At 74.9% G+C, this 12087-nt stretch carries 10 protein-coding genes and 1 pseudogene; 8 read left to right on the top strand and 3 right to left on the bottom strand.

The window, feature by feature from the left end; translation table 11 throughout:
- Positions 1 to 840 (top strand): class F sortase, encoded by an 840-nt coding sequence (locus SJY06_RS04235; RefSeq protein WP_380169671.1) that lies wholly within the window; start codon positions 1 to 3, stop codon positions 838 to 840.
- 94 nt (positions 841 to 934) lie between these two features.
- Positions 935 to 2770, top strand: coding sequence for an ABC transporter ATP-binding protein (locus SJY06_RS04230; RefSeq protein ID WP_380164944.1), 1836 nt, complete (start codon positions 935 to 937; stop codon positions 2768 to 2770).
- Positions 2771 to 2830: 60 nt separating this feature from the next.
- Here the strand turns inward: SJY06_RS04230 and SJY06_RS04225 are convergent, their stop codons facing one another.
- Positions 2831 to 3640 (bottom strand): endonuclease/exonuclease/phosphatase family protein, encoded by an 810-nt coding sequence (locus tag SJY06_RS04225; RefSeq protein ID WP_380164942.1) that lies wholly within the window; start codon positions 3638 to 3640, stop codon positions 2831 to 2833.
- Positions 3641 to 3975: 335 nt separating this feature from the next.
- On the opposite strand from SJY06_RS04225, the gene SJY06_RS04220 reads away from it, so the two are divergent.
- The 5 genes and pseudogenes from SJY06_RS04220 (at position 3976) to efeB (ending at position 8031) form a co-directional block, all read left to right on the top strand.
- Positions 3976 to 4602 (top strand): TMEM165/GDT1 family protein, encoded by a 627-nt coding sequence (locus tag SJY06_RS04220; protein WP_380164940.1) that lies wholly within the window; start codon positions 3976 to 3978, stop codon positions 4600 to 4602.
- A gap of 49 nt (positions 4603 to 4651) precedes the next feature.
- Complete coding sequence (gene efeU / locus SJY06_RS04215) at positions 4652 to 5512, top strand: iron uptake transporter permease EfeU (protein WP_380164938.1); 861 nt, start codon at positions 4652 to 4654, stop codon at positions 5510 to 5512.
- Positions 5513 to 5522: 10 nt separating this feature from the next.
- Positions 5523 to 6359: pseudogene (gene efeO / locus SJY06_RS04210) on the top strand (iron uptake system protein EfeO); the annotation flags it as partial.
- 76 nt (positions 6360 to 6435) lie between these two features.
- The gene (locus tag SJY06_RS04205; RefSeq protein WP_380169670.1) at positions 6436 to 6699 is read left to right on the top strand and encodes an imelysin family protein; all 264 of its coding nucleotides are present in this window, start codon (positions 6436 to 6438) and stop codon (positions 6697 to 6699) included.
- A 42-nt stretch (positions 6700 to 6741) separates the two neighbouring features.
- Positions 6742 to 8031 carry an iron uptake transporter deferrochelatase/peroxidase subunit gene (efeB, locus tag SJY06_RS04200; protein ID WP_380164936.1) on the top strand — a complete coding sequence of 430 codons (1290 nt, stop codon included), beginning with the start codon at positions 6742 to 6744 and terminating at the stop codon, positions 8029 to 8031.
- 10 nt (positions 8032 to 8041) lie between these two features.
- On the opposite strand, the gene SJY06_RS04195 is transcribed toward efeB, so the two are convergent.
- Entirely contained in the window at positions 8042 to 8950 is a 909-nt protein-coding gene (locus SJY06_RS04195) for a cation diffusion facilitator family transporter (RefSeq protein ID WP_380164934.1), read from the bottom strand.
- Between the two features lie 100 nt (positions 8951 to 9050).
- On the opposite strand from SJY06_RS04195, the gene SJY06_RS04190 reads away from it, so the two are divergent.
- The gene (locus tag SJY06_RS04190) at positions 9051 to 9764 is read left to right on the top strand and encodes a maleylpyruvate isomerase N-terminal domain-containing protein (protein WP_380164932.1); all 714 of its coding nucleotides are present in this window, start codon (positions 9051 to 9053) and stop codon (positions 9762 to 9764) included.
- Positions 9765 to 9779: 15 nt separating this feature from the next.
- Here the strand turns inward: SJY06_RS04190 and SJY06_RS04185 are convergent, their stop codons facing one another.
- Positions 9780 to 12041 (bottom strand): putative bifunctional diguanylate cyclase/phosphodiesterase, encoded by a 2262-nt coding sequence (locus tag SJY06_RS04185; RefSeq protein ID WP_380164930.1) that lies wholly within the window; start codon positions 12039 to 12041, stop codon positions 9780 to 9782.
- Positions 12042 to 12087: the final 46 nt, after the last annotated feature.

Raw genomic sequence — 12087 nt, 5'->3', positions numbered from 1 at the left:
ATGCCGGGGGCCGACGAGGCGCGGCCCGAGCCGGGTCGGGCCCGGCACCGGGCACGCCCCCGGCGGGCCACCGGCCGCGGGGTCCTCGTGGTGCTGGCCGTGCTGGCCGTGGTCCTCGGCGCGGGCGGGATCGCCTCCCTCGTCGGTGAAGACGCCCCTGCCGGTACCGCGGTCGACTCGCGGACACCGGCGCCCGTCGGGTCCGGACCGGCCTCCTCCCGGGCACCGGTCGCGCCCCCGTCGGAGGCGGGCAGGGCCGCGGGCACCTCCACCGCCCCGGCACCGACCGCCGCGACGCCGGGCGCGACGGGCTCCGAGGAGCCGGGTGACGCCGGGACCACGGCCGCCGGCGCCGTCCCGGGCCCCGCGACGGCGGCCACCGCCTCGACCGACGCCCCGGCCCCCGTGTCCCTGCAGGTGCCCGCCATCGACGTCGACCTGACCTCGCTGGTCCCGCTGGGGCTGGCCGACGACGGCACCATCGAGGTGCCCGAGGACCCCGACGACGCGGGGTGGCTCACTGCCGGCCCGCCGCCCGGCACCACCGGTCCTGCCGTCATCGCCGGGCACGTCGACAGCCGCGACGGTCCGGCGGTCTTCTCACGGTTGTCGGAGCTGGCCGAGGGCGACCAGGTCACCGTGGGCCTGGCGGACGGCAGCACGGTCACCTACGTCGTCACGGGGTCGGAGACCTACCCCAAGGACGAGTTCCCGACCGAGCGGGTGTACGGCCCCGCGCCCGCCCCGGTGCTGCGCCTGATCACCTGCGGCGGGGACTTCGACCGCGCGGAGTCCAGCTACGTGGACAACGTCGTCGTCTACGCCGTCCTGGCCGGCTGAGTCCCGGCCGGCCGGGACCTCGCTCCGGCCGTCCCGCGGCGCGCGGGGTGGACCGCCGGTGCCCGTCCGGCGCCCCGGCTGGGACCCTGGCCGGGTGAGCGACACCCCCACCGCCCTCGTCCCCCACCCGCTGCGGGCGCTGTGGTCGCGCTACCGCGCCTACCGGCCCCGGCTGGTGCTGGCCGTGACGATGTCGGTGGTCAACAAGGTGCTCGACGTCATGCCCGAGCTGATCATCGGCGCCGCGATCGACGTCGTGGTGCGCGGCGACGGGTCGTTCGTCGCCTCCGTGCTGGGCGTCGAGGACCGGTTCGCTCAGCTGGGCTGGCTGGCCGTCCTGAACGTGGTGGTGTGGGTCGGGGAGTCCGCCAGCGACTACGCGGCCTCGGTGCTGTGGCGGGGCCTGGCCCAGGCCGTGGAGCACGACCTGCGCGTCGAGGCGTACGGGCACGTGCAGACCCTGGACGTCGGCTGGCACGAGGCGCGCACCACCGGCGGCACGCTGGCGGTGCTCAACGACGACGTCAACCAGCTGGAGCGGTTCCTGGACGTCGGGGCCCCCACGATCATCGCCACGACCGTCAACATCGTGCTGGTCGGCGCGGTGTTCGCCGTGAGCTCGCTGCAGCTGACCCTGCTGGCCTTCGCCCCGATCCCCGTCATCGTCATCGGCTCGCTGTGGTTCCAGCGCCGCCTCGAGCCGCTGTACGCCCGGGTCCGGGAGTCCGTGTCGGTGCTCAACGGGACCCTGGCCGCCAACCTGGGCGGGCTGCCCACCATCAAGGCGTTCACCGCCGAGCAGCGCGAGCTGGACCGGGTGACGACCGCGTCGCTGGACTACCGGGCCGCCAACACCCGCGCGATCCGCTCCTCGGCCGCGTTCGTCCCGCTGATCCGGATGGCCATCCTGGCCGGCTTCACCACGACGCTGCTGCTGGGCGGCTGGGCGGCCCTCAACGGCGAGATCGAGATCGGCCTGTACTCGGTGCTGGTGTTCATGACGCAGCGGCTGCTGTGGCCGCTGACCGACGTCGGCGAGACGCTCGACCTGTACCAGCGGGGCATGGCCTCGGCCCGCCGCGTGCTGGCGCTGCTGCACGAGCGCGCCCACGTCGTGCCCGGGACCGGGGTGCTGCCCGGCCCGGCCGCGGGCGGGGTCGAGCTGCGGGCCGTGACCGCCGGCTACGACGACGGCCCGGACGTGCTGCGCGGCGTGGACCTGGTGCTGCCGCCCGGCGAGGTGCACGCCGTGGTCGGGGCCACCGGGGCGGGCAAGTCCACCCTGCTGCGCCTGGTGCTGCGGTTCCAGGACCCCCGCGGCGGGCAGGTGCTGCTGGACGGCGTCGACGTGCGGGAGCTGGACTGGCAGGCCCTGCGCGGAGCGATCGGCTACGTCAGCCAGGACGTGTTCCTGTTCCGCGGCAGCGTGCGCGACAACATCGCCTACGGCCGCCCCGACGCCACCGACGCGCAGGTGCACGACGCGGCCCGGGCGGCCGAGGCGCACGAGTTCGTGGTCGGGCTGCCCGACGGGTACCAGACGCTGGTCGGCGAGCGCGGCGTCACCCTGTCGGGCGGCCAGCGGCAGCGGCTCGCGCTGGCCCGGGCGATCCTGCGCGACCCGGCGCTGCTGGTCCTGGACGAGGCCACCTCGGCCGTCGACAACGAGACCGAGGCCGCCATCCAGCGGTCGCTCGCGCGGGTCACGGCCGGGCGCAGCGCGCTGATGGTCGCCCACCGGCTGTCCACCGTCCGGGACGCCGACCGGATCTGGGTCCTGGACGCCGGGGAGGTCGCGGAGTCCGGCACGCACGACGAGCTGGTGGCCGCGGGGGGCTCGTACGCCGCGATGTGGTCGGTGCAGACGGGCGCCGGGCACGCGCGGGTCACCGCCGGCACCGGCGGGACCGGGGCAGGGGCGACGTCGTGAGGTACTGGATCGTCGCCCGTGACCCGGGTGGGCCCGGGATGACCGCGACGCCCGCCGGGGTCAGCGACCGGCGCCCGGCCGCAGCAGGGCGTGCACGAGCAGGCCGTCGTGGTCGGTGTACGACAGCGGGACGATCTCGGCCTGCGGCCGCAGCCACACCCCGCGGGAGCCGTAGACGTGCTGGATGCCCACGGCCTGCGTCGCCTGGTCGTCACGAAGGGTCCAGAACCCCTGGGGCGCGCAGCTGGTCAGCCGGTTGACGTCACCGCCCGCGATGGTCGCCCCGCGCCCCGGTCCGTCGGTCAGCACGGCGGCCAGCTCCCGGCACTGCGCCTGGTTCGTCGCGGCCTGGGCCGCGGTGCCGGCCACGCTCAGGTGGGTGGTGCAGGTGCGGACGCCGTCGGTGGTCACGACGCACAGGACGCGACGCTCCTCCGCGCCCAGCTGCGCCTCGTAGGCCTGGTCCGTGGCCGAGGTGATCCCGGCCGAGGTGAGGACCGCGTTGCCGAACACCCCCCGTTCCCCCGGGTTGCGGCAGGGCAACGGCGCACCCCCGTAGATCACCGTGGAGAACCGGTGCTCCATCCCCACCTGCTCGGCGATCTGCTCCACGTCGGCGCTGCAGGCCTCGTTGATCGTGACGGCGTCCGGCCGCTCGGCGCGGATGACCTCGATGGCCTCCTCCACGCCGGAGGGGTACCGGGTGCCCTCGAAGCAGCCCGCCAGACCGGACAGGCACAGGTTGAGCTGCAGCAGCGAGTACTCCACCGGCCGGGTCGGCGGGACCGGGACCGACGCCGACGCCGCGGGCACCCCCAGACCGAGCAGGGTCAGCAGGACGCAGGTCACCAGGAGCAGACGGTCGCGCATGCCCGGACCGTAACCACCGGCGTCGACCAGCGATCGAACACGACATGACAGATCGACTGACATCGGGCGAACGTCGGGTGGCCACCGGGTGCGGGCACGCCGCGGCCTCGGCCGGAGCCCGACGTCGGCTACCGTTGCCACCAGCGAAGGGGAGTAGCCCTCACGTCACCGGTCGACATGCTGGCCCCGGGAACCGTTCCGGTGCCCGGTCGGTGGGCCTCGGCAACGAGGTGGGCGAGACCTTCGGCACCGTCAGCCACGCCGGTCCGCCCGGCACGACCTGACTCGGTGCCGAGGTCGACGCGCCCCGGTCCCGAGCCGTGAGAGAAGCCCCCGTGTTCGGTCTGCCCCCGTTCGACCTCGCCGTCGCCGTCAGCGCCTTCGTCCCGCTGCTGCTGCTCGAGCTGCCCGACAAGACCTTCATCGCCACCCTGGTGCTGTCGAGCCGGTTCCGTCCGCTGGCCGCCTGGGTAGGGGTCGGCCTGGCCTTCGGCGTCCAGACCGCGATCGCGGTCGCCGCCGGCGGCCTGCTGTCCCGGCTGCCCGAGGCGCTCGTGGCCGGGGCGGCAGCCGTCCTCTTCGCCGTCGGCGCGGTGATCCTCTACCGCGACAGCCGCTCGAGCGAGGCCATGGACACCGACGGCGACGCCGCCGCGGACGAGCGCCGGACCCCGTTCCTGCGGGCGGCCGCGACGAGCTTCGCCGTGCTGTTCATCGCCGAGTGGGGCGACCTGTCGCAGCTGTTCACCGCGGGCCTGGCCGCCCGCAGCGCCGACCCGGTGTCGATCTTCGTCGGGGCGTGGGCCGCGCTGCTGCTGGTGGCCGGGCTCGCCGCGACGCTCGGCGCGACGCTGGCGAAGCGGCTGCCGCTGCGCGCGGTGCGGCTGACCGGCGCCGGGGTCTGCGTCGTGCTCGCGGTCCTCGCCGGCCTGCAGGCCGCGGGGGTCCCGGTCCCGCTGTGAGCGGGTGTACCGTCCCTACTTAGGTGAGGCTCACCGAATAGAGGGATGGATGTTCGCCACATACCTGATCGGCCTGCGCGAGGGACTCGAGGCGGCGCTCGTCGTCAGCATCCTCGTGGCCTACCTGGTCCGTTCGGGCCGCCGGCACCTGCTGGGGTCCGTCTGGGCCGGGGTCGGGTTCGCCGCCGTGGTCTCGCTCGGTTTCGGCTTCGCGCTGACGTTCGGCCCGCGTGGGCTCACCTTCGAGGCGCAGGAGGTCATCGGCGGGACCCTCTCTATCGTCGCCGTCGCGCTCGTGACCTGGATGATCTTCTGGATGGCCTCGGCCGCCCGCTCCCTGTCCGGCGGGCTGCGCGAGCAGGTCGACCGCGCGGCCGAGCTGGGCCGGGGCAGCCTGGCCGGCGTGGCCGCGCTCGCCGTCGGCCGCGAAGGGCTGGAGACGGCCCTGTTCCTGTGGGCTGCCACCCGGGCCACCGCGCGCGACGCCGACCCGTCGGCCGCGCCGCTGCTGGCCGCCCTGCTCGGCATCCTCACCGCCGTCGTCCTCGGCTGGTTGTTCTACCGCGGCACGCTCACAATCGACCTGTCCCGCTTCTTCACCTGGACCGGCGCGTTCCTGGTCGTCATCGCCGCGGGAGTCCTCGCCTACGGCGTGCACGACCTGCAGGAGGCCGGCGTCCTGCCCGGTCTCGACACCCTCGCGTTCGACGTCTCCGCTTACGTGCCGCCGACCTCCTGGTACGGGACGCTGCTCAAGGGCGTCCTCAACTTCTCCCCCGCCACGACCGTCCTGGAGGCAGTCGTCTGGGTGGCCTACCTCGTGCCGGTGATGACGCTGTTCCTGCTGCGCTCGCGCCGCCGCGCACCCCGCCCCACGGCCCCGGTGACGCCGGCCGCCACCTCCGCCTGAAGGACGATCGATGACCACGACCCCACGCCACCTGCTCGTGCTGGGCGGTACCGCCCTGGCCCTGCTGCCCCTGAGCGCTTGCACCGACAACTCCCCCTCCGACACCGCGACCGGGGCCGCGGGCGCCCTGACCGTGGCCGCGTCCGACTCCGCCTGCGAGGTGTCGGCCGGCGAGGCGCCGTCGGGGACGCTCCGGTTCACCGTGACGAACTCCGGGGACCAGGTGACCGAGTTCTACCTGCTGGCCGAGGACGGCCTGCGCATCGTCGGCGAGGTCGAGAACATCGCCCCCGGCCTGTCCCGCGACCTCGTCCTGGCCGCACCCCCCGGTGAGTACGTCACGGCCTGCAAGCCCGGCATGGTCGGCGACGGGCTGCGGGCCGACTTCACCGTCACCGACTCCGGGGCGGACCTGTCGCCGTCGGGCGACGACGAGGAGCTGGTCGAGGCGGCCGCCACGCTGTACGCCGCCTACGTCAAGGACCAGACCGAGCAGCTGCTCACGGCCACGACCGAGTTCCGCGACCTGTACGTCGCCGGCGACGACGACGCCGCGCGGGCCCTGTACCCGCAGGCCCGCACCCACTGGGAGCGGATCGAGACCGTCGCGGAGTCCTTCGGCGACCTGGACCCGCGGATGGACGCCCGCGAGGCCGACCTGGTCGAGGGCGAGGCGTTCACGGGGTGGCACCGGATCGAGAAGGACCTGTGGCCCGAGCAGGCCGAGGCCTACACGGCCCTCGACGTCGCCGGCCGGACCGAGGTCGCCGACCTGCTGGTGGCCGACACCACCGAGCTGTACGACCGGACCAGGGACATGACGTTCACGGTCGACCAGATCAGCAACGGGTCCAAGGGCCTGCTCGACGAGGTCGCGACGGGCAAGGTCACCGGGGAGGAGGAGTTTCTGGTCGCACACGGACCTGTGGGACTTCCAGGCCAACGTCGACGGGGCGAAGGTCGCCTTCGACGGGGTCGAGCCGCTGCTGCGGACGAAGGACGTGGCGTTGGCCGACGAGCTGGACGACCGGTTCGCCGAGCTGCAGGTGCTGCTGGACGCGCAGCGCTCCGGCGACGGGTTCGTGCTGTACTCCGACCTGGAGCAGGCGGAGGTGCGGGAGCTGTCCGACGCCGTCAACGCCCTGGCCGAGCCGCTGTCCCGGCTGACCGCAGCCGTGCTGGCGTGACGTCCGGCGTGGTCGAGGTACCGGCGTGACGGCGGTGCGGGCGTGAGCGGCATCAGCCGCCGGGGGCTGCTCGGTCTCGCCGGGGCCGGGGTCGCGCTGGGCGCCGGCGGGGTCGCCGGTGCGGCCGCCGTGGCCGCCCTCGGACCGGATCTCACGAGACCGGGTACCGGTGCGGCGGACCGGCGGCCGGCGGTGCACCCGTTCCGCGGCGCCCACCAGGCGGGCATCGTGACCCCGGCCCAGGACCACCTGCACTTCGCGGCCTTCGACCTGACCTCCGACCGCCGCGAGGACCTGCTCGACCTGCTGGTGGCCTGGACCGCGGCGGCGGAGCGGATGACGCAGGGGCAGGGCGCCGGCCCCGACGGACCGGTGTCCGGCGCCTACGACGCCCCACCCGACGACACCGGCGAGGCCATGGACCTGCCGCCCGCCGGGCTGACCATCACGTTCGGGTTCGGCCCCACGCTGTTCGTCGACGAGCAGGGCCGGGACCGGTTCGGACTGGCCGACCGTCGACCCGAGGCGCTGGAGCGACTGCCCCACTTCCCCGCCGACGCCCTCGACCCGGCCCGCAGCGACGGCGACCTGTGCGTCCAGGCCTGCGCCGACGACCCGCAGGTGGCCGTGCACGCGGTGCGCAACCTGGCACGCATCGCCTTCGGCACGGCCGCGGTGCGGTGGTCGCAGCTGGGGTTCGGGCGGACGTCCTCGACCTCGGACGCCCAGGTCACGCCGCGCAACCTGTTCGGGTTCAAGGACGGCACCGCCAACGTCACCGCGGAGCACGCGGACGACCTGAGCGAGCACGTCTGGGTGCCGCCGGCCCCGGCCGGCTCGCCCGAGGCGTGGCTGGACGGCGGCTCGTACCTGGTGGCGCGCCGCATCGCCATGGGCATCGAGACCTGGGACCGGACGTCGCTGCGCGAGCAGGAGGCGCTGGTCGGGCGGACCAAGGGCACCGGGGCGCCGCTGTCGGGCGGGCAGGAGCACGACGACGTCGACCTGGCCGCCACCGGCCGGGGCGAGGAGCCCCTGGTGGGCCTGGACGCCCACGTCCGGCTGGCCCACCCCAGCAGCAACGGCGGGGTCAGGATGCTGCGGCGCGGCTACAACTACACCGACGGGACCACCTCGCTCGGCCGCCTGCACGCGGGGCTGTTCTTCCTGGCCTACGTCCGCGACCCCCGCACGCACTACGTGCCGATGCAGACCCGGCTGTCGCAGCAGGACGGCCTGATGGAGTACCTGCAGCACACCGGGTCCGGGCTGTGGGCCGTGCCCCCCGGCCTGGCCGAGGGCGAGCACCTGGGCCAGGCGCTGCTGGCCTGAGCGCCTCCCCTCAGGCGTGCCCGACCGCCTCGTGCTCGCGGTGCCCGACCGGCTCCAGCTGGAACGTCGAGTGCTCGACGTCGAAGTGCTCGGCCACGCAGCGGGCCAGCGCGTCCAGCACCTGCCCGACGTCGCCACGAGCCACGCAGGTCGGGTCCACCACCACGTGCGCGGACAGCGCCGGCGACCCGCTGGTGATGGTCCAGGCGTGCAGGTCGTGCACGTCCACGACGGCGGGCACCTCGCGCAGGTGCTCACGGACCACGTCGAGGTCGAGGCCGCGCGGGGTGGCCTCCAGCAGCACGTGGACCACCTCGCCCAGCAGCGACCACGCGCGCGGCAGCACGAGGGCCGCCACCAGCAGCGACGCGACGACGTCGGCCCGGGTCCAGCCCGTGGCCCAGATGACCAGCGCCGCGACCACCACCAGGACCGACCCCACCAGGTCCGCCAGGACCTCGAGGTAGGCCCCGCGCAGGTTGAGGCTCTGCTGGTGGGCCGGGCGGAGCACGAGCAGCGCGAGGAGGTTGGCCAGGCCGCCGAGCACCGCCGTACCGAGCATCAGCCCGGTGGCGACCTCGGGCGGGGCGTCCCAGCGCCGGACCGCCTCGACGACCACCCAGACCGCGACGCCCAGCAGCAGCAGGCCGTTGACCAGGGCGGCCAGCACCTCGGCCCGCTGCCAGCCGTAGGACCGCAGCGCGGTGGCCGGGCGGGCCGCCAGCACGGCCGCACCCAGGGCCACGGTGAGGCCGAGCGAGTCCACGGCCATGTGCCCCGCGTCGGCCAGCAGGGCCAGCGAGCCGGACAGCACCCCGCCCACCACCTGCACCAGGGCCACGGACGCGGTGACCGCCAGCGCGACCAGCAGCCGGCCGCGGTTGCGGCCGGTCGCGGTGCCGTGGTCGTGGGTGTGCACCCCGTCAAGGTATGCGGATATGCGCATGTCTGTCTACGTCCCTTTCCGTGCGCCCGCCGAGGACGTGCCGCTGTCACCCCGACGGAGCAGGGTGTCGAGGGTGACCGACTCCCCGACGACGAGCCCGACCGACCCGACCGACCCGACCGACCCGACCGACGCCGCCGGACTGCTCGGCACCGTCCTCACCGGCGCGACCGGGCTGCTGAGGGGGCTGGACGAGCCGGAGTGGGACCAGCCGACCGGCTGCGCCGGCTGGAGCGTCCTCGACCTGGTCCAGCACCAGGTGTTCGACCTGCGTCGCGGTCTGGTGGCGCTGGCCACCCCGGCGGCCGGTCCGACCACCACCGACGCCGTCGACTACTGGCGGCAGTGGGACCAGAGTCCGACCGAGGCCGACGCGGACCGCTGGCGGACCCGGGTGGTGGCCTCGGTCGCGGGCGGCCCGGGGGCGCTGGTCGCGGTGCACGTCGAGCTCGCGGCGGCGGTGCTGGAGTCGGCCTCACGGGTGGACCCCGGGTCGCGGGTGGCCACGCAGGGCCACGTGCTGCGGGTGGCCGACCTGCTGGACACCCTCGCCGTGGAGGCGACGGTCCACCACCTCGACCTGGTGGCGCACCTCGACCGTCCCGCCCCGGACGCCGCCGCCCTGCGCCGCGTCCGCGAGGTCCTCACCGCCCTGCTGGGCCGACCGCTGCCGTCACGGTGGGACGACACCACCGCCGTGCGCCGCGGCACGGGGCGCGAGGCCCTCGAGCCCGCCGACCGCGACGAGCTGGGCGCCCTGGTGGACGCCCTGCCGTTGCTGGCCTGACGAGGGCGGGAGGCCTCAGGTGGTCCCGAGCCCGAGCGGCGCCTCCTCGCGCGGCCGCGGGACGCCGACGCGCTCGTCCCCGTCCGTCGGGACGAGCACGTCCTGGCGGAACTGCTCCGCGCTCAGCGGACGCGAGAACAGGTAGCCCTGGCCGAACCGCACCCCGAGGTCGACGAGCTGCCGGTGCTGCTGCTCCGTCTCGACGCCCTCCGCGAGCAGGTCGAGGTCCAGGGCGGCGGCCATCGCGGCGATGCCCGCGACCAGCTGCGAGCCCTCGGCCATCGCCCCGACGATCGACCCGTCGACCTTGAGCACGCTGATCGGGAACCGGCGAAGGTAGTCCAGCGACGTGAACCCGGTGCCGTAGTCGTCGAGGTGGGTGTCCACGCCCGCATCCCTCAGCTCCTGCAGCGTCTGCGCCGCGGCCCCCATCTCGGGCAGCTCCTCGTGCTCCGTGATCTCCAGGGTCAGCAGCTGCGACGGGACCCCGGTCCGTTCCAGGGCGGAGAGCACGTGCGCGGCGAGGCCGGGGTCGGTGAGGCTGTCGCGCGTCAGGTTGACGCTGACCGGGAGCACCTGGTGACCCTGCGAGCGCCAGCGGGCCTGCTGGCCGAGCACCTCTGCCAGGACGGCCCGGTCCAGCTGCAGGTCCAGCCCGGTGCTGGTGACGATGCCGAGGAACGCGTCGGGCGCCATCAGCCCGTGCTCCGGGTGGCGCCAGCGGACCAGGGCCTCGGCGCCCACCACGTCGCCCGTGTCCAGCCGCACCAGCGGTTGGTACAGGACCTCGAGCCGACCGTCGGTCGTCTCCTGGCCGCCGAGCAGGCGGCGGACCTGCGCCGTCAGGGCGAACCGCCGGGCGGCCTCGACCCGCATCCGGGGGTCGTATACGGCGGTGGTGTCCCGCCCGTCGGCCTTGGCCGCGTACATGGCGACGTCGGCGCGGGTCAGCAGCTCACCCAGGGGCTCACCCGGACCGGCGTGGGCGATGCCGATGCTGACGCTGGTCTGGAGGGTGACGGCGCCGACGACGACCGGCTCCCGCAGCGCGTGCAGGACGGCCTGGGCCAGCGCCTCGGCGTCCTCGACCCGGGCCAGGGCGGGGGCCAGCACCACGAACTCGTCGCCACCGAGCCGCGCCACCAGGTCGTGCTCGTCGACCGCGGGCAGCAGCCGGTCGCGCACCTGCAGCAGCAGCGCGTCCCCCGTGTCGTGGCCGTAGGTGTCGTTCACCTGCTTGAACTGGTCGACGTCGACCAGCAGCAGCCAGGCCCCGTCGGCCGCGGTGCGCTCGAAGCCCTCGGCCAGGCCCCGCCGGTTGGCCAGGTCGGTGAGCGGGTCGTGCCCGGCCAGGTGCTCGCTGGCCCGCAGCGCGCCCACCGCACGCAGCAGCGACAGCCCGGCGACGACCATGCCCGCCAGCAGCAGCACCCAGCTGCTCAGGGCGGGTTGCCCGGTGGCCCGGGCCACCCACCACAGGGCCAGCGGGACGGCCACCAGGGGCAGCAGCCTCAGCAGGGCCGCGGACTCCGGACGTCGGGGCGGCAACCGGGTGGGGTCGGTGGCCTCGTCCATGCCCGGGTGCAGCGCCGCCACCCCGAACAGCAGGACGCACAGGCAGCCGAGGACCTGCTCGGGCTCACCCGACAGGGCCAGCCGCTGCCCCTGCACCGCACCGAGCAGGTCGTACAGGGTGGACAGCGAGGCCGCGGCGACCATCAGGTGGGCCGCCACGGACAGCCGCTGGGACACCGCCACCACGAGGATCGCCCCGATGATGGCCACGTCCACCGTGGGCACCACGAGGGCGGAGAACGCCCGTCCGCTGGTGGCGCTGGCCGCCACCAGCTGCGCCCCGACGAGGGCCAGCACGGTGGTGACGACCACCAGGTCCAGGGAGCTGCGGGCCTGCGCCGCCAGACCCCGTCCGCGGCGCCGGCGGGACACCGCCATCCGGACGACGATGACCACCGCGACCGCCTGCCCGGCCCACACGGCCACGTCCGACGCGGTCGAGTTGTCCCCTCGCACGTGGACCAGCAGAGCCCCCGCGCTCCAGCAGACCAGCATGAGCGAGGCGGCCAGCCACAGTCCCCGAGCCCGGGGCCGGTGCAGGCGCACCCCGACGAGCACGAGGACGACGGCGCCCAGCTCGGCGACGACCACCAACGGTGCGCGCCACCCGGGAACCAGCGCGGCGGCGACGGTGAGGGCGAGGGTCCCGGCCAGGGCGACGAGCCAGGCGTTGCGGGAGTCGACACGCGGCAGGGTCGGCACGAGGTGCCATCGGCGGCGGGACCGGGGCCTTGAGAGCGCCCCGGTC

The organism is Jannaschia sp. R86511 (genome assembly GCF_042466345.1).
In the GTDB taxonomy this organism is placed as follows: domain Bacteria; phylum Actinomycetota; class Actinomycetes; order Actinomycetales; family JBBAYJ01; genus Aquipuribacter.
The sequence above is the reverse complement of the archived record's forward strand: the minus strand, read 5'-3'. Positions and strand labels throughout refer to the sequence as shown.